Origin of the sequence: Candidatus Didemnitutus sp., assembly GCA_019634575.1 — a bacterium.
In the GTDB taxonomy this organism is placed as follows: Bacteria; Verrucomicrobiota; Verrucomicrobiia; order Opitutales; family Opitutaceae; genus Didemnitutus.
The window spans coordinates 256,148-282,438 of record JAHCAY010000001.1 but is presented as its reverse complement, the minus strand read 5'-3'; the positions used below and the strand labels follow the sequence as shown (position 1 = coordinate 282,438).

The 26,291-nt window shown below is 64.2% G+C and carries 27 protein-coding genes and 2 tRNA genes; 10 read left to right on the top strand and 19 right to left on the bottom strand.

Annotated features, from left to right (window positions below):
• Window positions 1–227: 227 nt before the first annotated feature.
• Both KF715_01105 and KF715_01100 read right to left on the bottom strand, forming a co-directional pair.
• Window positions 228–1,001 carry an anti-sigma factor gene (locus KF715_01105; protein ID MBX3735260.1) on the bottom strand — a complete coding sequence of 258 codons (774 nt, stop codon included), beginning with the start codon at window positions 999–1,001 and terminating at the stop codon, window positions 228–230.
• Window positions 998–1,516 carry a sigma-70 family RNA polymerase sigma factor gene (locus KF715_01100; protein ID MBX3735259.1) on the bottom strand — a complete coding sequence of 173 codons (519 nt, stop codon included), beginning with the start codon at window positions 1,514–1,516 and terminating at the stop codon, window positions 998–1,000. The genes KF715_01105 and KF715_01100 overlap by 4 nt, the downstream gene beginning before the upstream one ends.
• Window positions 1,517–1,632: 116 nt before the next feature.
• Between KF715_01100 and KF715_01095 the strand changes: the two genes are divergently transcribed.
• Genes KF715_01095 through KF715_01085 form a run of 3 tightly spaced genes read left to right on the top strand, consistent with a single transcriptional unit; the run spans window position 1,633 to window position 3,419 of the window.
• Window positions 1,633–2,601 carry a metallophosphoesterase gene (locus KF715_01095; protein ID MBX3735258.1) on the top strand — a complete coding sequence of 323 codons (969 nt, stop codon included), beginning with the start codon at window positions 1,633–1,635 and terminating at the stop codon, window positions 2,599–2,601.
• 6 nt (window positions 2,602–2,607) lie between these two features.
• Window positions 2,608–3,033 (top strand): hypothetical protein, encoded by a 426-nt coding sequence (locus KF715_01090; protein ID MBX3735257.1) that lies wholly within the window; start codon window positions 2,608–2,610, stop codon window positions 3,031–3,033.
• Window positions 3,030–3,419 carry a cytochrome c gene (locus KF715_01085; GenBank protein ID MBX3735256.1) on the top strand — a complete coding sequence of 130 codons (390 nt, stop codon included), beginning with the start codon at window positions 3,030–3,032 and terminating at the stop codon, window positions 3,417–3,419. The genes KF715_01090 and KF715_01085 overlap by 4 nt, the downstream gene beginning before the upstream one ends.
• 25 nt (window positions 3,420–3,444) lie before the next feature.
• Here the strand turns inward: KF715_01085 and KF715_01080 are convergent, their stop codons facing one another.
• From KF715_01080 to KF715_01045, 8 genes are all read right to left on the bottom strand, one after another.
• The gene (locus KF715_01080; GenBank protein ID MBX3735255.1) at window positions 3,445–4,617 is read right to left on the bottom strand and encodes an alpha/beta hydrolase; all 1,173 of its coding nucleotides are present in this window, start codon (window positions 4,615–4,617) and stop codon (window positions 3,445–3,447) included.
• 50 nt (window positions 4,618–4,667) lie between these two features.
• On the bottom strand, window positions 4,668–5,900 hold the full coding sequence (locus KF715_01075) for a tetratricopeptide repeat protein (GenBank protein MBX3735254.1): 1,233 nt from the start codon (window positions 5,898–5,900) through the stop codon (window positions 4,668–4,670).
• A 123-nt stretch (window positions 5,901–6,023) separates the two neighbouring features.
• Complete coding sequence (locus KF715_01070; protein MBX3735253.1) at window positions 6,024–6,668, bottom strand: phosphoribosylanthranilate isomerase; 645 nt, start codon at window positions 6,666–6,668, stop codon at window positions 6,024–6,026.
• A gap of 19 nt (window positions 6,669–6,687) precedes the next feature.
• On the bottom strand, window positions 6,688–7,788 hold the full coding sequence (locus tag KF715_01065; GenBank protein ID MBX3735252.1) for a DegT/DnrJ/EryC1/StrS family aminotransferase: 1,101 nt from the start codon (window positions 7,786–7,788) through the stop codon (window positions 6,688–6,690).
• Window positions 7,789–7,871: 83 nt separating this feature from the next.
• A complete protein-coding gene (locus tag KF715_01060; protein ID MBX3735251.1) occupies window positions 7,872–8,666 on the bottom strand; it encodes a uroporphyrinogen-III synthase in 795 nt (264 codons plus the stop codon).
• The gene (hemC, locus tag KF715_01055) at window positions 8,666–9,511 is read right to left on the bottom strand and encodes a hydroxymethylbilane synthase (protein MBX3735250.1); all 846 of its coding nucleotides are present in this window, start codon (window positions 9,509–9,511) and stop codon (window positions 8,666–8,668) included. Before hemC ends, KF715_01060 begins: the two co-directional genes overlap by 1 nt.
• Before the next feature lie 15 nt (window positions 9,512–9,526).
• A tRNA-Val gene (locus tag KF715_01050) sits at window positions 9,527–9,603 on the bottom strand.
• Between the two features lie 241 nt (window positions 9,604–9,844).
• Window positions 9,845–10,879: an aspartate-semialdehyde dehydrogenase gene (locus KF715_01045; GenBank protein MBX3735249.1), complete on the bottom strand. Its 1,035-nt coding sequence runs from the start codon at window positions 10,877–10,879 to the stop codon at window positions 9,845–9,847.
• A 96-nt stretch (window positions 10,880–10,975) separates the two neighbouring features.
• Between KF715_01045 and KF715_01040 the strand changes: the two genes are divergently transcribed.
• Window positions 10,976–11,431, top strand: a complete 456-nt coding sequence (locus KF715_01040) for a L,D-transpeptidase (protein ID MBX3735248.1) — start codon at window positions 10,976–10,978, stop codon at window positions 11,429–11,431.
• Window positions 11,432–11,539: 108 nt separating this feature from the next.
• Here KF715_01040 and lepB read toward each other — a convergent pair whose 3' ends face one another.
• From lepB to KF715_01015, 5 genes are read right to left on the bottom strand one after another with little or no spacing between them, the layout of a single operon-like run.
• Window positions 11,540–12,904, bottom strand: coding sequence for a signal peptidase I (lepB, locus tag KF715_01035; protein ID MBX3735247.1), 1,365 nt, complete (start codon window positions 12,902–12,904; stop codon window positions 11,540–11,542).
• 19 nt (window positions 12,905–12,923) lie between these two features.
• Complete coding sequence (gene lepA / locus KF715_01030) at window positions 12,924–14,723, bottom strand: translation elongation factor 4 (protein MBX3735246.1); 1,800 nt, start codon at window positions 14,721–14,723, stop codon at window positions 12,924–12,926.
• A complete protein-coding gene (gene fabD / locus KF715_01025) occupies window positions 14,723–15,628 on the bottom strand; it encodes an ACP S-malonyltransferase (GenBank protein MBX3735245.1) in 906 nt (301 codons plus the stop codon). Before fabD ends, lepA begins: the two co-directional genes overlap by 1 nt.
• A 47-nt stretch (window positions 15,629–15,675) precedes the next feature.
• The gene (locus KF715_01020; protein MBX3735244.1) at window positions 15,676–16,581 is read right to left on the bottom strand and encodes a hypothetical protein; all 906 of its coding nucleotides are present in this window, start codon (window positions 16,579–16,581) and stop codon (window positions 15,676–15,678) included.
• Window positions 16,578–17,672, bottom strand: coding sequence for a PilT/PilU family type 4a pilus ATPase (locus KF715_01015; GenBank protein MBX3735243.1), 1,095 nt, complete (start codon window positions 17,670–17,672; stop codon window positions 16,578–16,580). Before KF715_01015 ends, KF715_01020 begins: the two co-directional genes overlap by 4 nt.
• Window positions 17,673–17,746: 74 nt before the next feature.
• On the opposite strand from KF715_01015, the gene dapA reads away from it, so the two are divergent.
• From dapA to ruvA, 3 genes are read left to right on the top strand one after another with little or no spacing between them, the layout of a single operon-like run.
• Window positions 17,747–18,643 (top strand): 4-hydroxy-tetrahydrodipicolinate synthase, encoded by an 897-nt coding sequence (gene dapA / locus KF715_01010; protein ID MBX3735242.1) that lies wholly within the window; start codon window positions 17,747–17,749, stop codon window positions 18,641–18,643.
• On the top strand, window positions 18,640–19,380 hold the full coding sequence (gene dapB, locus KF715_01005; protein MBX3735241.1) for a 4-hydroxy-tetrahydrodipicolinate reductase: 741 nt from the start codon (window positions 18,640–18,642) through the stop codon (window positions 19,378–19,380). Before dapA ends, dapB begins: the two co-directional genes overlap by 4 nt.
• A gap of 1 nt (window position 19,381) precedes the next feature.
• Window positions 19,382–19,984 (top strand): Holliday junction branch migration protein RuvA, encoded by a 603-nt coding sequence (gene ruvA, locus KF715_01000; GenBank protein MBX3735240.1) that lies wholly within the window; start codon window positions 19,382–19,384, stop codon window positions 19,982–19,984.
• Window positions 19,985–20,038: 54 nt separating this feature from the next.
• On the opposite strand, the gene KF715_00995 is transcribed toward ruvA, so the two are convergent.
• Window positions 20,039–20,728: a hypothetical protein gene (locus KF715_00995; GenBank protein ID MBX3735239.1), complete on the bottom strand. Its 690-nt coding sequence runs from the start codon at window positions 20,726–20,728 to the stop codon at window positions 20,039–20,041.
• Window positions 20,725–21,330: a sigma-70 family RNA polymerase sigma factor gene (locus KF715_00990; protein ID MBX3735238.1), complete on the bottom strand. Its 606-nt coding sequence runs from the start codon at window positions 21,328–21,330 to the stop codon at window positions 20,725–20,727. The genes KF715_00995 and KF715_00990 overlap by 4 nt, the downstream gene beginning before the upstream one ends.
• 183 nt (window positions 21,331–21,513) lie before the next feature.
• Between KF715_00990 and KF715_00985 the strand changes: the two genes are divergently transcribed.
• The 3 genes from KF715_00985 to KF715_00975 all read left to right on the top strand — a co-directional run bounded on the left by KF715_00985 (window position 21,514) and on the right by KF715_00975 (window position 23,002).
• Window positions 21,514–21,588, top strand: a tRNA-Lys gene (locus KF715_00985).
• A 142-nt stretch (window positions 21,589–21,730) separates the two neighbouring features.
• The gene (locus tag KF715_00980) at window positions 21,731–22,384 is read left to right on the top strand and encodes a response regulator transcription factor (protein ID MBX3735237.1); all 654 of its coding nucleotides are present in this window, start codon (window positions 21,731–21,733) and stop codon (window positions 22,382–22,384) included.
• Between the two features lie 78 nt (window positions 22,385–22,462).
• Window positions 22,463–23,002 (top strand): OmpA family protein, encoded by a 540-nt coding sequence (locus KF715_00975; GenBank protein MBX3735236.1) that lies wholly within the window; start codon window positions 22,463–22,465, stop codon window positions 23,000–23,002.
• A 155-nt stretch (window positions 23,003–23,157) separates the two neighbouring features.
• Here KF715_00975 and KF715_00970 read toward each other — a convergent pair whose 3' ends face one another.
• Window positions 23,158–24,528, bottom strand: a complete 1,371-nt coding sequence (locus tag KF715_00970; protein ID MBX3735235.1) for a M20/M25/M40 family metallo-hydrolase — start codon at window positions 24,526–24,528, stop codon at window positions 23,158–23,160.
• A 184-nt stretch (window positions 24,529–24,712) separates the two neighbouring features.
• Complete coding sequence (gene purH, locus KF715_00965; protein MBX3735234.1) at window positions 24,713–26,269, bottom strand: bifunctional phosphoribosylaminoimidazolecarboxamide formyltransferase/IMP cyclohydrolase; 1,557 nt, start codon at window positions 26,267–26,269, stop codon at window positions 24,713–24,715.
• Window positions 26,270–26,291 lie beyond the last annotated feature (22 nt).

Below are 26,291 nucleotides of genomic sequence, written 5' to 3'. Positions count from 1 at the left end.
CGAACACTTCGTAAGCCGCAAGAATCACGACGCTCCCGGGCGTGTGCCAGCCGGCTCGGACGTGAAAGTCGTCGAAGTGAATCAGCTCAGGTAGATGATGAAGGGCGGGAATCAGAAGAAGCTGATGCGCCAGATGGAAGCTATGCGCAAAGGCGGCGGCATGCCGGGCTTCTGAGCGCGGCGGCGCGCGCGCACTTGGCGCGCGGTGTCCGTATCCGGCAGCAGAGCTATTGCGGAAGCGACGCGTCCACTCCGGTGAACTGCCGCCGGAATTCCATCAGCTCAGGCGCCGCGAGATCCGAGACGGCCACATAGAAGAGCCCGTCCTCCCCTTTCCAACCCAGCAGCGTGAAACCGGCTTCGCGCACCGGAGCCTCGCTCGCGGCCGGACCGTCACGCCAGACGTAAACGTCGATCGTGTGCTGCCGCCGTCCGTAGACCAAAGCAGCCGCCGGACGCGTTCCGAAGCGCTCGACTCGTCCGCCCAGCAGCGGAAATCCCTGCGCCGCCAAGTCCGGCACTGCCGGCGAAAAGTCCACGCGCCCCGCGAACCACGGCTTCACCGTGTGCTGACTCGACGACGCGACTTCGTAAAGCCGTCCCGTCGCGCGCGCCCGGACAAAGCTGGCGGTGGCATCGTCCGTGAATCCGATCCGTTCGCTCCGCATGCGGCCCCACTGAAAACCGATCGCCCCCGCGAGCGCAATCGAGGCGGCGAGCGCGAACGCTTGCGACCAGCGCCGTGGAAAACGCACGACGCGTCCCGCGTGCGCCGCCGGCTCGGCCGCGAGTTGCCGGCGAATCTGCGCCGCCAAGTCGACCGGCGCAGCGCGGCGCAGTGGACTGCGTTGCAACGTCCGGCGTAGCTCGGTCAGCGCCTGCAACTCGCGGGTGCAATGCGGGCAAGTGTCGAGATGCGCGACGACGGTGGCATCGTGCACGACGTCGAGCTCCTCGTCGAGATGCGAGCCGAGCAGCGGGCGGATTTGTTCGCAGGTCATGGACGTTCCTCCGATTGGGCGGGACCGAGCAGGGCGCGGTTCAGACGCAGACGCGCGCGGGAGAGACGCGACATCACGGTGCCGAGCGGGATGCCCACGACGGCCGCGATCTCCTTATAGGCGAGTCCCTCGATTTCGTGCAGCACCAACACCTCGCGAAGATCGACCGGCAGCGCCGTCAGCGCCGCATCCAAGCGCGCGTGATCGATCTCCTGCCGGTCGAGCACCGCCAGTTCCGCCGGCTCGTTGACCCGCCCGTGCTGGCTTTCGTCGAACGGCTCGGTGGGCAGCTGGCGCTGCATCCGCCGCAGATGCGTGTAGCAGACGTTGCGCACGATCGTCAGCAGCCAGGCGCGTCCGTCTCCGCCGCGGAAGCCGTGAAAGGCCTTGAACGCGCGCAGATAGGCCTCCTGCACGGAATCCCGTGCATCCTGCTCGTTGCGCAACAGCCAGTGCGCCAGGTTGTAGGCGGCATCCAGGTGCGGCAGCATCGTTTGCTCGAAGGGAGAGGTCATGGCGGCGAGGGCCTGATTACATATACGCGGCGCCCGGGCCGTTTATTCCCGGCGCAGCTTTTTTCTTTTCCGGCGAATAAACCGCCCGGCCTCGGCGTAACGGGAGATGAAACCTTATGAGCGACTTCATCCTCGACGATCATCATCACGACGGCATCGACCGCCGTGGCTTCCTCAAGTGCATGGCCTGGGCAGGCACCGGCGTGCTGTGGACCCTCAGCAGCGGCGTCCTCACGTCCAAGGTGCTGGGCCAGACGACCGGGCTCGGCGATCTCCCCTTGGCGGGCGGCAATGCCCTGCACTTCGTTCAAATCAGCGACAGCCACATCGGCTTTCACAAGCCGGCGAATCAGGATGTCGTCGGGACCTTCCGCGAGTCGATTGCACGCATCAACGCGCTCCAGCATGCACCGGACTTCATCCTGCACACCGGCGACCTCACGCACCTGTCCGAAGCGGCCGAGTTCGACACGCTCGAACAACTGCTGAAGGACTGCCGCACCAAGCAGGTCTTCTACGTGCCCGGCGAGCACGACATCCTCAACGACAACGGCGCCCAATACCGCGCCCGTTTCGGCCGCAACACCTTCGGCGCCGGCTGGCACAGCTTCGACCAGAAGGGCGTGCATTTCATCGGCCTGGTCAACGTCGCGGCGATCGCCGAAGGCGGCCTCGGCGTGCTGGGCGCCGAGCAGCTCGACTGGCTGGCGCGCGACCTCGCGCCGCTCTCGGCCGAGACGCCCATCGTGGTCTACGCGCACATTCCGCTTTGGTCCGTCTACCCGCAATGGGGCTGGGGCACGAGCGACGCCGAGAAGGCGCTCACGCTGCTGAAGCGCTTCGGATCCGTCACGGTTCTGAACGGACACATTCACCAGACCCTGCAAAAAATCGAAGGCAACGTCACCTTCCACACCGCTTGCTCGACCGCGTTTCCGCAACCCGCGCCCGGTGCCGCACCCAAGCCCGGCCCCATGGTCGTCGAGGCGCCGCGCCTGCGTTCCACGCTCGGTTTGACCGAGGTGACCTTCCTCGAGCACGACAAGCCGCTCGCCGTCGTCGATCACACCCTCGCCGAGAAGTAAGCCGACATGTCCGCACCGCTTTGGGCCCAAGTGCACGGCGCCACCGTGCACTTCCCGATCGCCCTGGTTTTCTTCGCGTTGTTCGGCGACTCGCTGGCGCAGCTCACGTGGCGCCGGCCGTCGTCCGGCACCTGGCTTAACATGGCCCGCTACACCGTCATCGCCGCCGCCGTGAGCTGCTGGCCGCCGCTCGTATCGGGTCTCTGGCTCACGCGCGGCAACCTGTGGGGCCACGGCGCCCTGCGTTGGCACCACCTGTTCCTCTGGCCCATGGTCGCGCTGCTGACCGGACTGGCGGTCTGGCGGCAATGCCGGCCCCTGCCGGTCTCACGGCGCGCGCATCTCGGTCACCTCGTCCTGTTGCTCGCCATCGCAGGATTGGTCGCTGCGACCGGCCATTGGGGCGGCCAACTTTCCCAATCGCTCCCATGACCCCGTATCGAGCCCTGGTTTTCAGCGCGACCGCCGCCGCGATCGTGCTCGGCAGCTCCGTGGCCCTCGGCAGACTCCTCGAAGCCCGTGCCCGGCGCGATTCGCACGAACTGCCGCCTTGGACCGGTTTGCCGACGCCGGCCAGGGCGACGCTGGATACGCTCACCCGCACCGGCCACGATCTCTACCTGAACAGTTGCGCCCATTGCCATGGCGCCGACGCGCGCGGCGACGAAGGGCCCGACCTCCACGCGCTGCAAGTCAGCGATCGCCGCATCGCGAACGTCGTGCTCCGGGGCATTCCCGGCGAGATGCCGTCATTCGCGAAAAAGCACTCACCGGAGGAAGTCGCCGCCCTGATCGCCTACCTGCGGACGCTCGACTGAGATTCTCCCGCGCCCACGCACCGGCTCAATGCGCCGTGGGCAGAAGAAACTTCCAATACCGCCGGTCTGCCGTGTCGCCTTTCTCGGCTAGACCGCGCTGTGCGGCGCGCAGGCCTTCCAGCACGAGCCGACGGATGTCCTGCAGCACGGAACCACTGGTCGCGAAATATGAATGCTCGAGAAAACTGGTATCGAGACCGGAAGCGTCGACGGTTTCCACGCCCGGCATCACTGCGATCCCGGCCGCCGCGTCACCGAGGCGCGGGTAGCCGTGAACTTTCTTCGAGGCGAGCAATGCCTTGTCGCCGTCCGAGACGTAGAGCGTGATCTTGTCGCAGCCGGCCACGAGCTTCGGCGCGAGCTCGCGCTTGAAGACGTCCGCATCGACGTCCGGCGCGGTGAGAATGATTTCCTTGAAGCGTCCGCGCAGTTCCGGGTGTTCCGTGAACAGCGTCGAAACCGCGCGGGTGAGTGCGCGGTTTCCCATCGAATGGGCGATGAGGTAGATGTCCTTCGCGCCGCAATGCTGCGCGTAATCGAGCAGGAAGTTTTTCAGGTTGAGCATGCTCCACTCGACGTTCGCCTCGTCCACCGTGTAGCCTTCGAGCGACGCCTGCGAGGGCCAGCTGTAGAAAACCGGTGCACCGCGGAAATCGAGATCGTAGGCGATCTGCGCCGTGCGGCGCGCAGCGTCGTCGAACGCCACGTTGTAGCCGTGCACGAACACGAACGACGCCTCACTGCCACCGCGCGCGAGGGTTTCGCGAATCGCGGCGACGAAGTCGTCGCGCGGATAAGTCGCCCGGCGGACGATGGTCATGTGCTTGCGCGGATCCTCGGAGAATTCGAGCCGCCAGATGGACGGCTGCTCGATGCCTCCGATCCGGTGCTGCCGCGGAATGCTCACAAAGACGTTGCCGTAAGCGATCTCGCTGCCGCGCTCGCCACCGAATTCACCGACCCCGTTCGCCCGGCGATCGGTCGCGAAGAACACGCGCACCTGATCGAATTCGAAGCCGCGCGCGACGTTCGGATTGCCCGCTTGGGGCATTGCCATCGGTGGCGGAGGAGGAGGTGGTGGCGGTGGCGGTGGCGTGCTCTGCATCGCCGTCGGGCGCGGAGGAGCGCTGCAGCCGATGAAAGCCAACACGACGGTCGCTCCGATCAACCAGCCAAGCGTGGGACGCAGCCATTTCATGCGGCGCGAAGTTGGGCGGAAATGCGGCGCGGCTCAATCACTCGCTCGCGTCACTTCGTCCGGGGCAACTCCGCCTGCGCCAGCGTGTATTCGACGTAGGTCTTTTGCTCGGTCTGGAGCGCCGATTGAAAACGCAGGCGCGCGGTCGATTTGTCGCCCGCCTGTTTGCGCGCGAGTCCGACGTAGAAGTGCATCTCGCACGCGCGGCCGGCGAGTTCGCCGTCGTCCCGCGTGTCCTTCGCTACGGTTTCAAGGGCGTCTTCGTCGATCTGCCCCGCGATGAATTTCGCCAGCGCCTGCAACCACGGCTCGTCCTTCCAGTTGCCCCAGGAGGTGGCCACACGTTTGTCCGCCCCACCCGCGCGGAGCATCGCGTAGTGCCGCACGAAAAGCGCGTAGGCCGCCCCCGAGCTCGAATCGGCATCCGCTGCCGCCGCGAGTGTTTGACCAGCCTCGATGTAGTCGCCCTTGGCGAATTGCGTATAGCCGAGCACGCGCAGCGTCGCGTCGGCTTTCGGTGCGTATTCCAGCACTTTCCTCGCATCCGCTATCGCTTCGTCCCACTTCCGTTCGTGGAAGCGAATCCAGGCCCGATTGTTGAGCGCATCGGCGTGTTTCGGGTTCAACGCGATGACCTTCGTGTAATCTTCCGCCGCCGCCGTGGTTTCGCCGTCCGCCTCGTAGAGCTGCGCGCGCAGGAAATACGCCGCCGTGTAGTCCGGTTTCAACTCGATCGCGCGCGTCAGGTCGTGGATCGCCGACGGGCGATCGCCGAGCTTGTTTTCCACCTCGGCCCGCATGCCGAAAAGCTCCGCGTTCGCCGCCAGGAATTCGCGTGCCTGAGTCGCCTGTCCGGGCACGCTCTCGTCGACATGGTCTACAATTTTCTTCAGCGTATCAATTGCCTTGGTGAAATCGGCCAAGCTGTTGGCGTAGTCGGCGGCTTCATAGCGCATCTGGCCGCGCACGCGATAGGCGTCGAGGTTGTCGGGATGGAGCGCGATGGCTTGGGCCAGATCGGCCCGCGCTCCGCTCAGGTCTTTCAGTTTCCACTTCGCGATGCCGCGCATCACCCAGACATTGCCTGCCTTCGGCTCGGTCTCGAGGATCTCGTTGTAGATTTCGAGCGCCGGTTGGAATTCGCCGGCGTCGACCTTCGCGTTGGCTTCGCGATAGCGCTTCTCGAGCGCTTCGTTGTCAGCGGCGCGAGCCGGCAACGAAAGCAGCGCGGCACAGCAAACCAGCCAAACGGTCGGACGGAGCGGTGAGAAACGGATCAGCATGACGGGAGAGAGGTGGACGGTGCACGGATGTGAATCACGGGACGACGTGCGCGCGGCAGTTTTCTTAGCGACAAAACGCGCGCAAGCCTGCAAATGCAGTGCGGGCGCGACCCACGCCACGCCTCAATCGCCGCGCAAGGCCGCCGCCAGCGCGGCGAGTTTCGCGTGATCCTTCACGCCGGGTGACGCCTCGACGCCGCTGTTCACATCGACGAATTTCGCCTGACTCTTCGCGAGCGCCTCGCGGACGTTTCCGGGATTCAAGCCGCCGGCGAGGACCCAGCGCACTTTCTTGAACTTGCCCTGCAGCCACGCGAAAGCGGCCCAGTCGCCGGTCTTGCCGGTGCCGCCATGCTGGTTGGGATCGTAGGCATCGAGCAAGAAGGTGTCGGCCAGCGGCACGAAGCACGAATCGAGTTCGCGTCCCGGCGGCACGCGCGGCGCGAGCCAGAGTTGTTGCGGTGAAATGATGTCGGTCCACAGCGCTGCCTCGAAGAACGGCGTCTCATTCGGGAAATGCAGCTGGATGTAGTCGAAGCCTGCGTCGCGCGCCTGCTCCAGCGCGGCCATGTCGGAATAGACCAGCACGCCGACCTTGGGCAGCGCGGGCAATTCGGGGCGGAGCGCCGCGAATTTCTCCAGCGTGATGTGCCGCGGCGAAGCCGGGTGCAGCACGAAGCCGAGATAGTCCGCGCCGATGCCCACCGCCGCATGGGCGTCGGCCGCAGTCGTGAGGCCGCAGATTTTGAGGTGCGTGGAACCGATCATCCGAAAACTTGCTTATCGGTCACCCGGCGAAGGAATTAACCGCGGCGATCACGTGCGCCACCTGCTCATCGGTCAATTCCGGGAAAATCGGGAGGCTCACACAGCGCTCGCTGGTGTATTCCGCGACCGGCAGGCTGCCCTTGGCGTAGCCGAGCGCGGCGTAGCACGGCTGGAGGTGCATCGGCCCCGGATAAATGATGTCAGTGCCGATGCCCTGCTGTTCGAGGTGCGCGCGCAGTGCGTCGCGGCGCTCGTGCAGGATCGTGAACTGGTGCCACACGCTCTCGCCATAGGCGGGCACGACCGGGAGCGTGACCGCAGGGTTCCTGATGCCGGCACGATATAGCGCGGCGATCGCCCGGCGGCGCGCGGTGTAAGCCTCGATGTGCTTGAGCTTGATGTTGAGGATCGCGCCCTGAAAGCCGTCCATGCGGAAATTGAAGCCGACCTCCGTGTGCAGGTAACGCTTCGGCGAACCGTGCACGCGCAACAGCTGCGCCTTGTCCATCACAGCGGCGTGCTTCGAAACGAACGCCCCACCCTCGCCGCAGGCTCCGAGGTTCTTCGTCGGATAGAAACTGAACGTGCCGCAGTCGCCGATGGCGCCGACCGGCGCGCCCTTGTAGCGCGCACCGACGGCCTGCGCGCAATCCTCGACGACGAACAGCTGGTGCGCCGCCGCGATGGCCATGATCTCGTCCATCCGCGCGGGCTGGCCGAAGATGTGCACGACCACGATGCCCTTCGTGCGCGGCGTGATCGCCTTCGCGATCGCCTCGGGGCTGATGCACCAGGTGTCCGGATCGATGTCGACGAACACCGGCTTCGCTCCGACGTAGCTGATGCCCCAGCAGCTCGACGCGAAAGTGAACGGCGTCGTGATCACCTCGTCTCCCGGCCCGAAGCCGCCGCAAAGCGAGCCGAGGTGCAGCGGCGACGTGCCGCTGTTCATGCCGAGCGTGCGGGTGTAGCCGAACTTTGCGCTGAACCCCTTTTCGAAATCCTCGACATCCTTGCCGAGGCAGAAACGCGTGGCGTCGTAGGTGGCGGCAAGCGCGGCGAGGACTTCGTCGCGAATGGCCTGATGCTGAGGCTTCAGGTCGAGGAACGGGACTTTCATGAGGAAGCGTCCACGGAACACACGGAACGCGCGGAATTCAATCCGACATATTCCGGGTGCGCCGGGTATCCCGCCGGCCGGAATCAGAGCTTCTTGAGCAGCGCGTCGACAAACGAACCGAGATTGGCCTGCGCCGCCTCGAAATCCACCGGCAGGCCGAGCTGCTTCATCGCCGCGGTCGTCGTCGCGCCGATGCTGCCCGAGAGCGGACGCTTCGCCTTGGCCGCGAGTTTCAACGCCGCGGCCTGGTCGAAGAACGACTGCACGGCGGACGGACTGGCGAAGAGGATCGCGTCCGCGCCCTTGGACCGGAAATCGCCCGCGACCGGATCCTTCGCGAGATCGGTCTCCTCGGTCTTGTAGATCGGCAGCGTGTCGACGATGGCGCGCGCTTCGTGGAGTTTTTCCACGAGCACGTCACGGTTGAGGTTGCCGGTGACGACGAGGATCTTTGCGCTGTCGAGCGATTCGCGTTCGAGCATCGCCTGTGCGAGTTCCTCGGCGTTGGCCTTCTTCGGCTGCAACTCCACACGCAAATGCAGGCCGCGCACCACATCCGCCGTGGCCTCGCCGACGCATGCGATGCGCACGAGACCGAGCGCACGAATGTCGTCGAAGCCCTTCAGGAACTCCTCGAAGAAGAACCGCGCGCCGTTCGCGCTGGTGAAGATCAGCCACTCGTATTGGGTGAGCTCGGCGAAAATCTCGACCAGCGTCTGCTTGTCGTAGTGCTTGGTGACCTGGATGAGGGGCAGCTCGATCACGTCGGCACCCTGCGCCTCGAGTTGCGCACGCCATTCAGCGGCCTGCTCACGCGGACGGGTGATGACGATGCGGCGGCCGGCGAGCGGCGCGGTGGAGGCGGATTTCGCAGCCATTAGAATCCGAGCTCCTTGAGGATGCGCGCGGCGGTTTGCTGCGGCGCGGCAAAGTCGGCCGCAGTCAGCGGGAAGCGGCGGATGCCGGCGCGCTCGTGGAAAAAATGCAGCGTGTCGTCCGTCGCGTGCGCCGCGAACGCCACCTGACACCCGCCCCCGATCTGCGCCTGGAACGCGCGCTCGAGCGTCACGTTGCGGAAAGTCGCCGCGTCGAGCGCCGGCGCCAGTTGCGCGGCGAGGTCGGTGCGGCATTGGATCGCGATGGCGCCCTGTCCGACGGCGGGCACGCTTTCCTCGAACTTCAGCGGGCGGAACGTGACGCCCGGCCAGCTGTGGATGCCGAGGCGGCGCATGCCGGCGGCGGCGAGGATCGTCGCGTCGGCGTCGCCCTGCGCGATCTTCTTCAGGCGCGTGTCGACGTTGCCGCGAATCTCGGTGAACTTCACGCCCGGGAAAAGCTTCGCGACCTGCAACTGCCGGCGCGGGCTGCTCGACCCGATCGTCGCGGGCGTCGTGACACCCTCGCGAAGCACGAGCACGTCGTGTGTGAGCTCGCGCGGCAGAAAGCCGGCAACGGTGAGGCCGGCTGGATTCTCGCCCGGCAAGTCCTTGCAACTGTGCACGGCGGCGTGCGCGTCGCCGCGCAGGAGCGCCTGCTCGAGTTCCGCGGTGAAGAGCCCCTTGCCGCCCTGCTTGATCAGCGACCAGTCGGTCTGGCGATCGCCGGTCGTGACGATCTTGAGCAGTTCGCATTCGGCGCCCAGCTTCTCGGCGAAACGCGCGGCGACCATGTTGGTCTGCGCGAGTGCGAGCGGGCTTTTGCGGGTGGCGAGGAGGAGTTTCATGCGGAAAATTGGCACTGGTGGACGCTGAGGGACTCGAACCCCCGACCCTCTCGGTGTAAACGAGATGCTCTAACCAACTGAGCTAAGCGTCCGGAATCCGGAGACGAAACGGCAGCCGATTACCTCTCGCAAGGAGAAAGCCGGTGCGGGCCGGCTGGTAAAACTGCGCCCGTTGCCGAGTAGCCAGTCCTCTCGGAGGACGGTTTGGTGAAGGGCGTGGCTACTGCCACGCCGTTGACGTTCGATGCCGTCAAGAAGTTCGCGGCGCGGCAGTAGCCGCGCCCTCCACCGCAGCCACCCGCGCCCGGAGGCGCGGGCTACCTTAGGCGCGGCTCACGCCGACGGCCGCAGCGGGATGCCTTCGCGAATCATCGCCTCCGCAATCTGGATCGAATTCAACGCTGCGCCCTTCCAAAGGTTGTCGCCGGCGACCCAGAGCGCGAGGCCGTTGTCCCACGTCGTGTCGACGCGGATGCGACCGACGCCGCACTTCACCTTGCGGCTGAAATCCAACGGCGTCGGATACACCTTGTTGGTCACGTCGTCGACGAGCTCGGCGCCCTCGAATTGCGCAATCGCCGCGCGCGCGGCAGTGACGTCGACGGGCTTCTCGAACTCCGCATTCACCGCCACGGAGTGCGCGCGCACGACCGGCACCCGCACGCAGGTCGCGGAGACCTTCAGCGCCGGCAGGCCCATGATCTTGCGGCTCTCTTCGCGCATCTTCGTCTCCTCGCCCGTGTAGCCGTCGACACCGAACGAGTCGATGTGCGGGATGAGGTTCTGGAAAATCTGATACGGATAAACCGAGCGCGTGAGCGGCTGGCCCTTGGCGTAGGCCTGCGTCTGCGCCTCGAGTTCATCGATAGCGTCGGCTCCGGTGCCGGAGACGGATTGATAGGTGGAGAAGAACACGCGCTTCACGCCGAAGAGCCGGTGCAGCGGGTAAAGGCCCATGAGTGCGATGGCCGTCGAGCAGTTCGGGCTCGCGATGATACCGCGATGTCCGCGCGTCGCCGCGAGATTGATCTCGGGCACGACCAGCGGGACGTCCTCGCGCATCCGGAACGCCGAGCTCTTGTCCAACACGAGGCAGCCGCGCTTCACCGCTTCCGGCGCCAGCGCCTTCGCGATCGCGCCCTCGGCGGCGAACAGCGCGAGATCGAGTCCCTCGAACGCCTCGGGCTTCGCCTCGATCACCGTGAGTTTTTTCCCGGCGAACTCGACGACGCGACCCACGGAGCGCGCGGAGGCCATGAGCCTCAGCTCCGCGAGCGGAAACTGCCGCGACTGGAGCAGACCGATCAGCTCTTGACCGACCGCTCCCGTCGCACCGACGATGCCGACTCGATAGGACTTGGTATTCACGTGAAAAATTCCTTGGAACGGGCCACGAAAAAGTCTGCCGCTCTCGGCCGCAAGCCGTCAGCGCGTTCTATTGTCGTTTCGATCAGCAAGCAGCTGATGGGTTTCTATCGGGATGGGCAGCTGGTGAAGAGTTACGTCATATCCACCTCGCTGCGCCCGCCATCCAACGTGAAGGATTCGATGGGCACCCCGCGCGGCCTGCACGAGATCGCCGAGCGCATCGGCGCGGGCGCACCTCCGGGCATTGTCTTCAAGGCCCGTGTGAACACCGGCCGGCATTTCTCCGAGTTCGACGCCGACGAGCAGGCCAAGAACCTGATCACGACGCGCATTCTGTGGCTGCGCGGCCTCGAAGCCGGCGTGAACGCCGGCACGAACGCCGCCGGCGAGTCCGTCGACACCCACGGCCGTTACGTCTACATCCACGGCACGAATCACGAGGACCATCTCGGCAAGCCCGCCAGCAGCGGCTGCGTCCAGATGCGCAACCTCGACATCATCGAACTCTACGACGAGGTGCGCGTGGGCGATCTGGTTTGGATCGAGGATTGAAGGTGGTCGCCGCCGTCGGTCGTCCGCCGCCAAAACCGACCGGCGAGAGCTATTCAGCGCTTCCCTAGCTCCAACAGCACGCGGCGCAACCGTGGCAAGTCGTGCGCGTCAGCGCGCTAGGCCCCAGCGGCGCGTGAGCGGATAGTAGATGAACAGCGGCTTGCCGACGACGTCCTTGTCCGGGATGAAACCCCAGTAGCGGCTGTCTGCGCTGTTCGGCGAGTTGTCGCCAAGTGCCATGAACGAATTCGCCGGCACCTCGACGACGTTTCCGATGCCGAGCAGTCCGACGTTCGTGTAGCCCGGATAGAGTCCTCGTTTCTCCGAATTTGCTTTGAAGGCGTCGGCGCCGGCGATGGGCGCGCCGTTGCGAAAAAGCTGTGCGGCGGGATCGTTCGAGTTGTCGCCGCCGTCGCGGACGAATTTGGGCGCGCGGACCTCGATCTTGTCGCCGGGAGTGCCGACGAGGCGCTTGATGTAGTATTGGCGCAACTGCTCGCCGTTTGGTCCGGTCATCGCGTCGCTGTGGATGTTCTCGGTCTTGAAAACGAAGCCCTGCCCCACCTTCGGCGGGAAGAAATTGTAGGTGATGCGATCCACGAACAGCAGATCGCCCGTCAAAATGTCGAACGACAGGATCGGCTCGCCGCGCTTCACCTGCTTGCCCACGGGAATCCAGTAGACGCGTTGGTCAAAGGTGCGTCCGCCGGCGGAAATCGTGAGAATCGAGGACTCCGGCGTGCGACCGCTACTCAGCGCCTGCTCCCGGAGCACGCGGGTGAAAGGACGGTTCTTGCCGCCGAAGGCCTCGTCGAGCACGCGCTCGAAGCCGAAGTCCGCCGGCACCTCCAGTTCGGTGGGTGTTCCGTTCACCAGGAAGGTGTAGACGCGGTAAGTCGTCGGGAAAAAGCCGAGCGCGCGTCCAGCGCGTTGGGTCGACACCACGTGGAATTCACCATCCTGAAACTTCAACGCGGGCACGAGCACTTCGCCATCGGCGGCAGCGGTGGCCTGGTAGTGCGTCGCGCCGAATGCAAGCAGGCGGCCGAGGCGGCCGAGCACACCAGGCTCCTCGCCCGGTTTGATGAGCTCGTGCGTCATGCCGTAGTAGGTCGGCCACATCGAGTTCGTCGGGATCTTGAATGGCTGCACGAAATACGCGCGCAGGCCGAGAATCACGATCGCGGCGACGAGGAAGAACTCGACGTTCTCGACCAGCGACGAGGTCGGATAAATGCGGCCGCCGGTCTGGCGGAGGACGTCCTCGAGCTTCTCGATCGCCATCTTGAGCTTCGAGGCGTCGGCCTTGTCCTTGAGGCGCAGCTTGAGGTCGCCGCTGGCGGCGACGAGTTGCTGGACCTGCGCAGCAGGCAGTTGGTCGCGGCGGAAGTTGTAGATGCGCTCGGCGACTTCGAGCCAGTTCGCGGCATGGCGCCGCATCTTTTTTTCTTCGGAGAGGAGAAAGTCGAACACGGCGGAAAAAGGGGCGAACTCAGTTGTTGGTTTTGAGAACCTGAATGAAGGCGTCCGGAGGGATGGAGACTTTGCCGATCTGCTTCATCTTCTTCTTACCCTCTTTCTGCTTTTCGAGGAGCTTGCGCTTGCGGGAGATGTCGCCGCCGTAGCACTTCGCGGTGACGTCCTTGCGCATCTCGCGGACGTTGTCGCGCGCGATGATCTTGCCGCCGATGGCGGCCTGCACGGCGATCTTGAACATCTGCGGCGGAATAATGTCGGCCAATTTCTCGCAGAGCGCACGGCCCTGGGTCTCGGCTTTCGAGCGGTGCACGATGCTCGCGAATGCGTCGACCGGGTCGCTGTTTACCAGGATGTCCATCTTCACGAGGTCGGACGCGCGATATTCGCCGAGCTCGTAATCCATGGAGCCGTAGCCGCGCGTGATGCTCTTCAGGCGATCGTTGAAATCGACGAGGATCTCGTTGAGCGGCAGCACGCAGGTGAGCATGACGCGGGCGCCGTCGAGCGTGTCGGTGTGGTCGAGCGAACCGCGCTTTTCCATGATGAGATTCATGATGTCGCCCATGAACTCGTTCGGGATATGGATCTGCGCCTTGATCGTCGGCTCGGCGATTTCGAGGATCGAGGCCGGATCCGGGAGATCGACGGGGTTATCGACCTCGATCGTTTCCTTCGCGTGGTTCGTGACCTTGTAGACGACGCTCGGATAGGTGGAGATGATGTCGACGTCGTATTCGCGGCGGATGCGCTCCTGGATGACTTCCATGTGCAGCAGGCCGAGGAAGCCCGCGCGAAAGCCGAAGCCGAGCGCGACGGACGACTCGGTCTGATAGACGAGTGCGGAGTCGTTGAGGCGCAGTTTGCCGAGCGCGACCTTGAGTTTCTCGTAATCGTCGGACTCGAGCGGATAGAGGCCGCAGTAGACCATCGGGCGGACTTCCTTGTAGCCGGGCAGCATCTCGCTCGCGGGCTTGTTGGCATGCGTGACGGTGTCGCCGATCTTGATTTCGTCGGTGCTCTTGATGTTCGAGACGATGTAGCCGACGTCGCCCGGGCCGAGTTCGCTCACCTTCTCCATCGCCGGGCGGAACACACCGACTTCCTTCACTTCGGAGCGCTGGCCGGTGCTCATCAGCATCATCATTTCGCCGGCCTTGATCGTGCCGGAGAAGACACGCGCGTAGGAAATCACGCCGCGGTAGGAATCGTATTTCGAGTCGAACACGAGTGCGCGCAGTGTCGGGTAATCCGTCCAACGCGGCGCCGGGATGCGCGTCACGACAGCCTCGAGAATGTCCTGAATTCCAATGCCGGCCTTGCCGCTGGCGAGAATCGCCTCTTCACCCGGAATCGTGAGGATGTCCTCAAGCTGCTTGATGCAGAGTTCGAGATTCGCGCTCGGCAGGTCGATCTTGTTGATGACCGGGATGACCTTGAGGCCTTGGTTGAAGGCGAGGTGCGCGTTCGCGACGGTCTGCGCCTCGACACCCTGGGCGGCGTCGATGAGCAACAGCGCGCCTTCGCACGCCGCGAGCGAGCGCGAGACCTCGTAGGAGAAGTCCACGTGTCCCGGTGTATCGGTGAGGTGCAGTTTGTAGGTTTTGCCGTCCTTCGCCGGGTAATGCATCACGACCGGGTGCATCTTGATCGTGATGCCGCGCTCCTTCTCGAGGTCCATCGCGTCGAGGTGCTGATCGGTCAGCACGCGCTGCGACACGGTGTTCGTGTATTCGAGCAGGCGGTCGGACAGCGTCGTCTTGCCGTGATCGACGTGTGCGATGATGCAGAAATTTCGAGTGAGCAAATCGGCCATTAGGCGGGGAGTTCGGAGAGTTCGCTGAACGATTTCACGACCCACGCCTTCTCGGTGCGACGCGCGAGGCCGGCGAGGACGCCGCCCGGGCCGCACTCCCAGAATTCCGTGGCGCCCGCTGCGACGGCGCTGCGCATACAATCTTCCCAAAGGACGCTCGACACCACCTGTTTGACCAGCGCCTCGCGGATCTGTGCCGGCTCGCTCACGGCCTGGCCAGTGGTGTTGGTGAAAACGGTGAACGTCGGGCGGTTGAAAGTGACGCTCTGGAGGAACTGCGCAAACTCCGCACGCGCCGGCTCCATCAGGCGGCTGTGGTAAGCTCCCGCCACATTGAGCGGCATCACGCGCTTGAGGCCTTTGTCCTTCGCCGCCGCGACGAGCGCTTCGACCTTGGCCTTCTCGCCGGAAACGATGATTTGGCCGGGCGCGTTGAAATTCGCCGCCTCGATGTCGAACTCGCGGCAGAGTTCGGCGACCTTCGCGCGTTCCTCGCCGATGATCGCGGCCATGCCGCCGACGCTTTTCTCGCAGGCCTGCTGCATGAGTTCGCCGCGACGCGCCACGACCTTCAAGCCGGTCGCAAAATCAAAAACGCCCGCCGCGGTCAGCGCCGTCACTTCGCCGAGGCTAAGGCCGAGTGCGAACGTCACTTCCGGCAACTTGCCTCGCTCTTTCAGGGCGGCGAGGACGGCGAGCCCGTGCACGAACAGCGCCGGCTGGCACACCTTGGTCTGCGTGAGGTCCGCCTCCGGGCCCTCGAAGCTGATTTGCTTCAAGTCCCAGCCGAGCACTTGGTTGGCTTGATCGTAAAGCGCGCGCGCCGCCACCGAGCCGTCGTAAAGCGACTTGCCCATGCCGACCTTTTGGGCGCCCTGCCCTGCGAAAAGAAGTGCCAGAGACATAGATGAAAGGGGCCGGTTAAACCGGTCCGCCGCGTTGAATCCAAGCCCTAAAATTTTTTCAGCTGTGGGAAGTATTTTTTGTCTTCCGAAGGCGGAGGCGGCAGCGTGAGTTTCAGGTCGGATTTGGCGCGTTCCGGGAGGTCGTAGACCGTGTTCGGCGCCGCCACGGGCGAGGTCGCCGATGAAATGCCCGTATCGATGGCGGATGGGCGCGCATCGACCGAGCGGGGCTGATCGAAAGATGGCAAGCCGAGCGCCTGAATGAACGGATTGCCCGCCGCGGAATGCATTCCGGCGCTCGCGTCAATCGATGGGGAGCCCGCGTTCGTGACAATTCGTGCCGAAGGGCCTGGCCCCACACCGTCCGCGGTCGTGGCGCGATCGGACGCCGGGTCGGCGGGCAACGACTCCTTCAACGCGTCGCGCACCGGCGAGTTCGCGAGCCAATCTTGCAGGAACGGCGCAAACGGGTCGGCCGTCACGGAATTCGCCAGTTTCGTGTCGGGGATGCCGTTCGGGTCGAGTTGCCGTGCTTCGCTCTGCGCGCGTTGGCGCTCGTAAACCCGGAGAAAATAGTCGGGATCGGCCGGATCGAGCGGTTTGGTCTCGTCCTCGCGTAAGTCGGATTCCTTCGCGATTCCACCGGCGCTCGGCTTGCGCCGCTCGAGTTTGTTGAAACCGTCGACCAGCCAGTCGCGGCGCGCCTTGGCTTTCTCAGACGTCGCCCGTTCTTCGCGCCGCGGTGGCGTCGGCGGCGCATTCGTTTCGGGAGTGTTGAGCGACGGGAGGTCGAGTTTCACTCCGCTGGGAGTGCCGGCCTTTTGTGCGGCCTCGTCCCTTTGCAGCGATTGCAGCTGTTGCTTGGCTTCTGCGAGCGGCGCATTCGGGTCGTCCGCGGCGGCGGTCGATGCCAACGCTGTAACAAGTGCGGCGACTGCGAGCCGGCGGCTCACGTCTTGAAGAAGATGCCCTTGAGGTTCATCTCCAGCGCCTGCGGATTGGGCGAGAAGCGCAGGCCGTCGGCCTTGCTGATCTTGCCCTCCTTGATGAGACGATAGAGGTCCTTGTTGAAGGACTTCGACATGCCATCGGCGCCACCATCGAGCAACTGTTGGATTTTGTCGTTCTGTCCTTCGAGAATCAGGTTTCGCATCGTGGCATCGGCGACCATGATTTCGTGCGCCGCGAAGCGGCCGCCGCCTTCGAGTGCGGGCACGAGCTTCTGGCAGATGAAGCCGCGCAGCGAACCAGCGATTTGACGGCGCGCCTGCGCGATCTGCTCGGGCGGGAAAAACTCAAAGAGGCGCGTCAGCGATTGCGCGACGGTCGCGGCGTGCATCGTCGAGAACACCAAGTGGCCCGTCTCGGCCGCGGAGATCGCAGTCTCGAACGTCTCCTTGTCGCGCATTTCGCCGATGAGGATGATGTCCGGATTTTGGCGCAGCACGGATTTGATCGCCATTTCGAAATTCGGCACGTCGATGCCGATCTCGCGCTGCTGGAAGACGGACTTGTCGTCGCTGAAAGTGTATTCGATCGGGTCCTCGATGGTGACGATGTGTTTGTCGAGGTTCTGGTTAATCCAGTTCATCATCGCCGCCATGGTGGAGCTCTTGCCGGAGCCGGTGGCGCCGCACACGAGCAGGATGCCGTCCTTGGCCTGCGCGAGCTTCACGAGCACGTCGGATTCGATCTTCAGCTCCTCGAAAGTCGGCGGGCGGCTCTTGATATGACGCAACACGATCGAGACCGTGCCACGCTGATGAAAACCGTTCACGCGGAAGCGCCCGACGTCCGCCGCGGCATACGCGAAGTCCACCTGGCCGTCCTTTTCCCAATTCGGTCGGAAGACCGACGGCACGTGCTCGCTGACCCAAGCGTCCGCCTGCTCGTGGGTAATCGGATCCATCTCCACCGCGCGCAGCCGGCCGCCCATGCGCAGGTAGCCGGGCTTGTTCGACTTGATCACGATGTCGCTCGCGCCGCTCTCGACGGCGAGCTTCAGCAGATCTTTCATGATTTCGGTGTGAACCGTTGTGCTCATGGGGAATTTTGGGCGTGAACCGGCAGCGAAGCTTGTTTTGCCTACGGACCTCAGAATCGTTGAGACAACTTTCCATGAAGTCCAGCCGCCCCTTCACCGGGACCATCACTGCCCTCGTCACGCCGTTCAAGAATGACGCGGTCGCCTACGACGACCTGCGCACGCTCGTGAATTTCCAGATAAAATCCGGCATCGACGGCATCGTCTCGGTCGGCACGACGGGCGAGTCGCCCACCCTCGACCACGAAGAGCATCTCGAGGTGATCCGCGCGACGATCGCTGCCGCGCGCGGTCGCACGCCAGTCATCGCTGGCACCGGCTCCAACTCCACGAAGGAGGCGATCCATCTCACGAAGGAGTCCGACCGCGCCGGCGTCGACGCCATGCTCGTGGTCGCACCTTACTACAACAAGCCGACGCAACAGGGCATCTTCGAATATTTCTGCGCCATTGCTGACGCGACGGACAAGCCGATCATCCTCTATTCCATTCCCGGCCGTTGCGGCGTGGAGATCAGCGTCGGCATCATTGAGAAACTTCGCGCGCGCTACCCGCACGTCGCATGGGTGAAGGAAGCCGGCGGCTCCGTCGATCGCGTGGACCAGATTCTCCAAGCGTGCGGCGACTCCGTCACCGTGCTGAGCGGCGACGACTCGCTCACGTTGCCGTTCATGTCCGTCGGTGCGAAGGGCGTGATTTCCGTCGCCTCGAACCTTTATCCCAAAGAGACCGGCAAAATGGTGCGCCTCGCGCTCGACGGCGACTTCGCCAAGGCCCGCGCACTGCACCGGAAGCTCTACCCGATGTTCAAGACCATCTTCATCGAGGCCAACCCGGTGCCGATCAAGGCCGCGCTCGCCCGTGCCGGACACATTGCTTCGGACGAAGTCCGCTCGCCGCTCTGCCCGTTGCTCGAAGCGAATCGCAAAACCCTCTTCGGCGTGCTCGACACCCTCGCCGCCAAGAAGTGAGCGCTCCCCGTCTCATCATCAACGGTGCCAAGGGGCGTATGGGCCGTGCACTACTCGCGGCCGCCGCGGATCTGCAGCTGCCCGTCGCCGCAGCCGTCGATGCGAGCGACGATCTCGCCGCCGCACTCGCGCTGGGCGACGTGCTCGTGGACTTCAGCGTGCACAGCGCGACGCACCGCGCGATCGAACTCGCGGTCGCGCAGAAAAAGGCGCTCGTCATCGGCACCACTGGTCACGGCGCGGAGGAGAAGAAGAAGTTCGCGGCGCTCGCCGCGCAGGTGCCGACAGTCTGGGCCGGCAATTTTTCCGTGGGCGTTAATCTGCTCTTCGCGCTCACCCGTCGCGCGACACGCGTCCTCGGCGCCGACTACGACACCGAGGTCGTGGAAATGCACCACCGCTTCAAGAAGGACGCCCCCAGCGGCACCGCCGCACGCCTGCTCGAGATCATTCTCGAAGAGCGCAAGCTCGCCGCCGCTGACGCCCTGCGTCACGGCCGCTCCGGCATCACGGGCGAACGTTCGCCGAATGAAGTCGGTGTGCATGCGCTGCGCGGCGGCGACGTCGTCGGCGATCACACCGTCATCTACGCGGCGCTCGGCGAACGCGTGGAGCTCACGCACAAGGCGAGCGACCGCCAGATTTTCGCGCGCGGCGCGCTGCGTGCCGCGCAATGGGTCGTCAGCCAGAAGCCGGGCGTCTACGACATGCAGGACGTGCTCGGCCTGAAGGATTGAAATGATCACGCGCATCACCGGCACGCTCGTCAGCGCCACTCCGCTCCACGCCGTCATCGAGACCGGTGGCCTCGCTTACGAGGTGCACATTCCGGTCACGACGGCCGAGCGCCTCCCCCAGCCTGGCCAGCAAGCGCGACTGCATACGCTCGTGGTTTATCGCGAGGACTCGCAGACGATGTATGGCTTCGCCGGCGAGGATGAACGCGACTTCTTCCGGTTGTTGGTGGAAAAGGTTTCCGGTATCGGACCGAAGACGGCGCTCAGTATTTTCAGCAAGCTGTCGTTGCCGGTGCTGCAAGGTGCCATCGCTGCTGGCGATGTCGGATTGCTCGCAAAGTGTCCGGGCATCGGCAAGAAGACGGCCGAGCGACTCGTGATCGAGTTGCGCGACAAGCTCGGAGCCGCGCCGGTCGTCGCGCCTGCGTCTGCGGCGAGCGGCGAATCGCCGGCGCCGGCCGACAACAAAGTCCGCGATGCCGTCATGGCCCTCGTCGCGCTCGGCTACAAAGCTGCCGACGCGGACAAGGCAGTGCGCCAAGCTTGGGTCGCGCTCGGCCCCACGGCGACGACCGAAGCGCTGATCAAGAAAGCGCTGGGCTAAAAAAGAGCCCGCGTCATTCGACGCGGGCCGGGTAACGAAGGACTTGGACAGCGCTCAGCGCTGGAACTGGAAGGCGGTGAACTCCGTCTGTGCGCGCGGGTTCTTGGTCTTCTGGAGCAGATTGGCGCGATTCTGGAGCGCTGTGCGTTCGTCAAACACGCCGTCGTCGAACAGCGAGTTGAGGCGCGGCGCGGTGCCGCTGGGAAGACCGAGCAGGCGGCTTTCGTCCTGGCGGAGCGAGGCGAAGATCGCTGCGTAGTCCGCGGTGATGGCCTGTCGCGGCGTGGTCTCGGCGCGAGGCGCTTGCGGCACGGCGGCCACGGCGACCGGTGCGGGTTGAGCGACCGTCGCCACGGCCGGAGCGGTCGACGTAGGCTTGGCGGCGAGATCAGTCGACGCGGGCGTGGCGTCGGAGAAATTCGAACGCATCACCACGAAGGCAACGCACGCGGCGGCAGCAAGGCCGCTGGCGGCGTAGGCCCACCGCAAGCGGCGCTGGCGAATCCGCCCTTGGATGTGGGCGATCGTCGCAGGCTGGCGGGCTGGTTGGCCGGTCTGCTCGGTCTGGGCGCGGAAGCTCTCATAGACGAGCTTGGTGGCGCGGTGCATCCGGCAGTATTGCAGGTAAACCTGGCGCCGGCGCGGATTGGACTGAATTTCCAATTCGAGCTCGGTAGCCTCGTCCGGCGAAATCTGCCGGTCGATGTAGAGGTTCACCAGTTCGGTGAAACGTGTGTCCTTCATTGCTGAAATTCCTCCCCCAGTCTCTCGCGCAGGCTTTCGCGGGCGCGGGCGATGCGGCTTTTGACGGTGCCGACGCTGATACCGAGGATGTCGGCGATCTCCTCGTAAGAGAGATTCTGCACGTTGCGCAGGATCAGAATCTCCCGGTGCTTCTCGTTGAGCTCCTCCATGCACTCGGCCACGCGGTTGACGAATTCCTGCGTGACGGTGGCGTCCTCGGGAGTCTCCTGTTCGGACGGGATGAGTTCGGCGATCGTGGTGTCGTTATCGGCACCAAGGGGGGCGTCGAACGAGATGGATTGGTCGCGCTTGCGCCGCCACCAATACCAATAACGGTTGCGTGCGAGATTCGTGGCGATCTGGTAAAGCCACGTGGAGAACGCGGACTCGCCGCGGAAATTCGTCAGGCCGCGATGGGCGCGGATGAAGGCGTCTTGCGTGACCTCCTCGGCGTCCTGCTGGTTGCGCAGGAGCTGGTTGACCATCGCGTAGATGCGATCCCAGTAACGGGTGACGAGCTGGTCGAACGCGGCGGAGTCCCCGCCTTTGAAGCGTTCCACCAGCATGCGATCCAATGCGACTTCCTGGGCCTTGGCTGTCATGTGCTCAGGCTCGTTTGGATTTGGAAATTCGTGAATTGTTCCCACAGAAAATTCTCCGGGCCGATCGGTGTTGAAGTCCGGCCGGCGGAGGGGATGGACGTTGAACGTTGGGCCGCGAAGTGCCAAATAATTCTTGCTTTGCCCGCCATCTGAAAAAATAAACTGCCCGCTTACTTGGATTTGGGGTCGATAGCTCAATGGTAGAGCAGCGTCCTTTTAAGTCGTTGGTTCTGGGTTCGAATCCCAGTCGACCCACCATCCCTTCCAAGTGCGTGCGGGCACTCCGGTTGCGCAAACATCCGGGTTGTGTTTTCCGGGCCGTTTGTCTTACCTGCGGCCACTAAGTTCCTCACCCGCCCTCGGGCCCTTTTCCCAATACCACGTGGCTACGTCCCCCCAAATCAAACGCATCGTAATCGTCGAAGATCAGACCGCCATCCGGGAGATGCTCGCGGAGATTCTCCGGATTGACCCGAGCTACAAAATCGTCGGCGAGACCGGCGACGGCCAAGCCGCCTGCAACCTCTGCCTCGATCTGAAACCCGATGTCATCGTGCTCGATGCTCGCCTGCCAGGCCTCAGCGGAGTCGACATCCTCCGCCGCATCGCCAAGCAGCTCAAGACGACGCGCATCATGGTTTTTTCCGGCTACGAGAGCCCCGCGCTCGTGCGCGAGATGCTCGAGGCCGGCGCCCACGGCTTCGTGGAAAAGACGGCCGGCCTCACCGAGTTCAAGAAGGGCCTCGAGACTGTCGCGAACGGCGGCACCTATTTCGGCCCCGGCGTCGCTGCGCTTCTGCGCAACGTCGTCGCGAACAACTCCCCCACCTCCGGTGCCGACCTGCTCACGGATCGCGAACGCGAAATCCTCAAGCTCGTGGCCGAAAGCCACAGCACGAAGGAGATCGCCCAGAAGCTCGGCATCAGCGTCAAGACGGTCGACAACCACCGCACGAACCTCATGCGGAAACTCAACCTCCACGACGTCGCGAGCCTCACCCGCTACGCCCTCGAAATCGGCCTGATCGACCATCGCTCCCAAGCTTGGGCGTGATGACAGCAGCGGCAGGGTTTTCGTTCTTGCCGCCCCCAAGGGATTACCGATAACTCGCGCCATTCTCGCCTCTTTTCCATGAAGCATCTTAAGAAGTTCCTCAGCGTCGCGCTCGCCGGCTCCGTGCTGTTGCTCGCGGCCTGCTCCAAGAAACCCGTGCGCGACCCGAACGCCGGTGCGAATCAGATGGGCAACACCATCGATCCGAACAGCGTTGCCATCCCGCAAGACCAGGCGCCCGGCACCGGTCTCGAGAATCGTCCCGCTGAAACTCCCTTCGGCAAGAGCGTCGTGGAGCCCGTCTATTTCGACTTCGATCGCGCCGCCGTTCCGGAGCGCGAACGCGCCAAGCTCGAAGCCGCCGTCAAGTGGCTCAAGGACAACGCCGACAAGCGCATGGTCCTCGAAGGTCACTGCGACTGGCGTGGCACCGCCGAATACAATCTCGGCCTCGGCGACCGTCGTGCGAACGCCGTCCGCCGCTTCCTCGAGCATCTCGGCGTCGACTCGAAGCGACTCGAGATCCTCTCGAAGGGTTCGACCGAAGCCAAGCAGGGTGGCACCGACGCTGAGTGGGCCAAGGACCGTCGCGTCGACTTCATCGAGCTGACGAAGTAAGGCGCCCTCGCCTTCCCGATCTTCAAGCCGCGGTTCGCCGCGGCTTTTTTATTTTCGGCCAAAGGCGTTCGCACACGGCGCGGAAAAACAAAGAGCGGCGCCATGAAGCGCCGCTCGAAATTTCGTCCTGCGATTCGCGTGATTGCTTGCGCGCGTCAGCTCTTCGCCAACTGCGCGAGCACGCTCTTGCTGGTGGCGATGCCCTTTTTCATCACGCGCAGATCGAAGCCTTCGTTCGGCGCGTGCAGGTTGTCCTCGGGGAGGAACAGGCCCATCATCACCGCATCGAGCCCGAGCACTTCCTTGATGTCGGCGATGAGACCGACGCTGCCGCCCTCGCGGAGATAGAGCGGCTCCTTACCCCAAACATCCCTCGCCGCCTTGTCGAGCGCGCGGAAGCACGCGGCGAGTTTCGGCGACTGGTTCTTCGGCGTGTTCGAGCGATCGGGCGGAATCACGACGTAGGGCGTCGCGACGTGCTGCTCGGTGATCTTGATCGAGACACCCTTCGGGCAACGTTTCTTCACGGTGTCGAAGATGAGCTTCTTCACGTTCTCCGGCGTCTGATTCGGCACGAGGCGGCAGGTGACCTTCGCCGAGGCCTTGCTCGGGATTACCGTCTTCGTCCCCTCGCCCTGATAGCCGCCGGAAAAGCCGTTGAACTCGAGCGTCGGCAGAAAGCGGATCGCCTCGAACGGATTGTAGCCGGGCGGCGTGTGGAATTTCGAGATGCCGAGAAATTTCTGGTAAGCGTCCTTCTTCAGGCCGGCCTTCTTCAATTGCACGCGTTCCCACTGCTCGGGTTCGATGACCTTCTTGTAGAAACCCGGGATGTTCACGCGGCCGTCCGGCGTATGCAGCGAGGCGCAGAGTTCGGCGAGCGCCTGGAGCGGATTCATCAACACGCCGCCATTCATGCCGGAGTGCAGGTCCATCTTCGGACCGGTGAGCTCGATCTCGAACGCCAACATGCCGCGCAGGCCGACGGTGATCACCATTTGATCGGGCGACGGGATGCCGGTGTCGGACATGAAAATGAAGTCGCCGTCGAAGCGGTGGCGGTTCGCCTTCAGGAAGTCCTTGAAGTTCTTCGAGCCGATCTCCTCCTCGCCCTCGACGACGAAGGTGATGTTGAGCGGCAGGTCGGGTTGCTCCTCGAGCAACTGGCCGACCGCGGCCACGTGCACAAGCAGCGGGCCCTTGTTGTCGGCGGTGCCGCGACCGTAGATGCGGTTGCCCTTCACCGTCGCCTCGAACGGCGGCGTCGTCCAGAGGTTGAGCGGGTCCGGCGGCTGCACGTCGTAATGGCCGTAGATGATCACGTGCGGCGAGGTCTGGTTGACGATGCGCTTGGCGACGATGACCGGGTGCAGTTGCGTCGGCACGACATCGACGCTGAAGCCGAGCTCCTTGAACAACGAGGTCAGGAACTGCTGGGCGCCCACCATGCCGTCCTTGAACTTCGGATCGGCGGAGACGCTGGCGTGACGGACGTATTCCTTCAGTTTCTCAACGGGGTCGAACATGCACGTAGGTTGCCCTCACTCGCGTGCGGCGGCTAGTCGAAATCCACGGGCCGTTCGACTAGTAGCGCCTTGGCCTCGCGCAGTAGCGTCCGTCTCGCCCTGCGCCTCCATCCCGCCTCAGCCGAGGTCCGCCGATGCGCGCCGCAGCTCGCGGGCGCATCGCGCGTGCACGGATCACGCCAGCTCAGTGTTTGAAGTGGCGGACGCCCGTGAAAACCATCGCCATGCCGCGCTCGTCGGCGGCCTTGATGACTTCCTCGTCGCGGATCGCACCGCCCGGCTGGATCGCCGCCGTCGCTCCGGCATCGGCGGCAGCCAGCAAGCCATCGGGAAACGGAAACAACGCCTCGCTCGCCACGACAGAGCCGCGCAAATCGAGTTTCGCCTCGCCGGCTTTCCAAACCGCGATGCGCGAGCTGTCGACGCGCGCCATCTGGCCAGCTCCGACGCCGAGGGTCTGTTCGCCGCGGCAATAGACGATGGCGTTCGACTTGACGTGCTTGCAGACCTTCCAGCCGAAGAGCAGCGAATCCCACTCTTCCGCGGTCGGCTGGCGCTTGGTCACGACTTTGCAGCCAGCCATCTTCTCCATCGAGCGGTCGCGGTCCTGCACGAGCACGCCGCCGACAACCGAGCGCACTTCCTGCAGCGCATCGGCACCGATGCCGCCTTTTGCGATCATGAGGCGCAGGTTCTTTTTCTTGGCGAAAATCGCCAGCGCCTCGTCGCTGAAACGCGGCGCGATGATCACCTCAGTGAAGATGTCCTTGATCTGCTCCGCGACGTCCTGGCCGAGCGTCTGGTTGACGACGATGATGCCGCCGAACGGTGCCTGACGGTCGGTGGCATAGGCCTTTTCCCACGCGCCGAGCAATGTGTCCGCACTGGCGACGCCGCAGGGATTCGTGTGCTTGAGGATCGCAACGGTCGGTTTTTCGAAGTCGCCGATCAGGTAGGTCGCGGAGGTGATATCGAGAATGTTGTTATACGAGAGTTCCTTGCCTTGCAGTTGCTGGAAGTGCTCGTGAAACGTGCCGTAGAGCGCCGCCTTTTGGTGCGGGTTCTCGCCGTAGCGGAGGCTCTGCGCCTTCTTGAGCGAGAGCGAATAGGTCGCCGGAAAACCGCTCAGCGCTTCGAGGTCGGGCTCGTCCTGCTGGGTTTCGAGATACTTCGCGATCGCCGTGTCGTAGGCGCCGGTGCGCTGGAAAACCTTCAACGCGAGCTTGCGACGCAGCGCCTTCAACTCCGCGCTCCCCTCGCCCGCCGCCAGCGCCGCGAGCACGCCAGTGTAGTCCGCCGGATCGCACACGACGCTGACGCTCTCGTGGTTCTTCGCCGCGCTGCGCAGCATCGACGGGCCGCCGATATCGATGTTCTCGATCGCCTCCTCGAACTCGACGTGCGGCTTCGCGACAGTCTGCTCGAACGGATAAAGATTCACGACCACGAGGTCGATCAGGTCGATGCCATGCTGTTCCGCGGCCGCGAGGTGATCGGCCTTGTCGCGCCGGCAGAGCAGGCCGCCATGGATCTTGGGATGTAGCGTTTTCACGCGACCCTCCATCATCTCCGGGAAACCCGTGTGCGCGCTCACTTCAGTGACGGGCAGACCCGCTTCCGCGAGCAGTTTGGCGGTGCCGCCGGTCGACAACAGCTTGTAGCCGTGCGAGCGGACGAGGGCGGTGGCGAAGTCCACCAGGCCGCGTTTGTCGGAGACGGAAAGGAGCGCGAGCTTAGCCATCAATCTAAGGACGTGACGGCCG

Bases quoted from the DNA above. Each gene is read 5' to 3' on its own strand.
- KF715_01105 (MBX3735260.1), bottom strand. From the start codon at position 1,001: ATGACCTGCGAACAAATCCGCCCGCTGCTCGGCTCGCATCTCGACGAG.
- KF715_01100 (MBX3735259.1), bottom strand. From the start codon at position 1,516: ATGACCTCTCCCTTCGAGCAAACGATGCTGCCGCACCTGGATGCCGCC.
- KF715_01095 (MBX3735258.1), top strand. From the start codon at position 1,633: ATGAGCGACTTCATCCTCGACGATCATCATCACGACGGCATCGACCGC.
- KF715_01090 (MBX3735257.1), top strand. From the start codon at position 2,608: ATGTCCGCACCGCTTTGGGCCCAAGTGCACGGCGCCACCGTGCACTTC.
- KF715_01085 (MBX3735256.1), top strand. From the start codon at position 3,030: ATGACCCCGTATCGAGCCCTGGTTTTCAGCGCGACCGCCGCCGCGATC.
- KF715_01080 (MBX3735255.1), bottom strand. From the start codon at position 4,617: ATGAAATGGCTGCGTCCCACGCTTGGCTGGTTGATCGGAGCGACCGTC.
- KF715_01075 (MBX3735254.1), bottom strand. From the start codon at position 5,900: ATGCTGATCCGTTTCTCACCGCTCCGTCCGACCGTTTGGCTGGTTTGC.
- KF715_01070 (MBX3735253.1), bottom strand. From the start codon at position 6,668: ATGATCGGTTCCACGCACCTCAAAATCTGCGGCCTCACGACTGCGGCC.
- KF715_01065 (MBX3735252.1), bottom strand. From the start codon at position 7,788: ATGAAAGTCCCGTTCCTCGACCTGAAGCCTCAGCATCAGGCCATTCGC.
- KF715_01060 (MBX3735251.1), bottom strand. From the start codon at position 8,666: ATGGCTGCGAAATCCGCCTCCACCGCGCCGCTCGCCGGCCGCCGCATC.
- hemC (MBX3735250.1), bottom strand. From the start codon at position 9,511: ATGAAACTCCTCCTCGCCACCCGCAAAAGCCCGCTCGCACTCGCGCAG.
- KF715_01040 (MBX3735248.1), top strand. From the start codon at position 10,976: ATGGGTTTCTATCGGGATGGGCAGCTGGTGAAGAGTTACGTCATATCC.
- lepA (MBX3735246.1), bottom strand. From the start codon at position 14,723: ATGGCCGATTTGCTCACTCGAAATTTCTGCATCATCGCACACGTCGAT.
- fabD (MBX3735245.1), bottom strand. From the start codon at position 15,628: ATGTCTCTGGCACTTCTTTTCGCAGGGCAGGGCGCCCAAAAGGTCGGC.
- KF715_01015 (MBX3735243.1), bottom strand. From the start codon at position 17,672: ATGAGCACAACGGTTCACACCGAAATCATGAAAGATCTGCTGAAGCTC.
- dapA (MBX3735242.1), top strand. From the start codon at position 17,747: ATGAAGTCCAGCCGCCCCTTCACCGGGACCATCACTGCCCTCGTCACG.
- ruvA (MBX3735240.1), top strand. From the start codon at position 19,382: ATGATCACGCGCATCACCGGCACGCTCGTCAGCGCCACTCCGCTCCAC.
- KF715_00995 (MBX3735239.1), bottom strand. From the start codon at position 20,728: ATGAAGGACACACGTTTCACCGAACTGGTGAACCTCTACATCGACCGG.
- KF715_00990 (MBX3735238.1), bottom strand. From the start codon at position 21,330: ATGACAGCCAAGGCCCAGGAAGTCGCATTGGATCGCATGCTGGTGGAA.
- KF715_00975 (MBX3735236.1), top strand. From the start codon at position 22,463: ATGAAGCATCTTAAGAAGTTCCTCAGCGTCGCGCTCGCCGGCTCCGTG.
- KF715_00970 (MBX3735235.1), bottom strand. From the start codon at position 24,528: ATGTTCGACCCCGTTGAGAAACTGAAGGAATACGTCCGTCACGCCAGC.
- purH (MBX3735234.1), bottom strand. From the start codon at position 26,269: ATGGCTAAGCTCGCGCTCCTTTCCGTCTCCGACAAACGCGGCCTGGTG.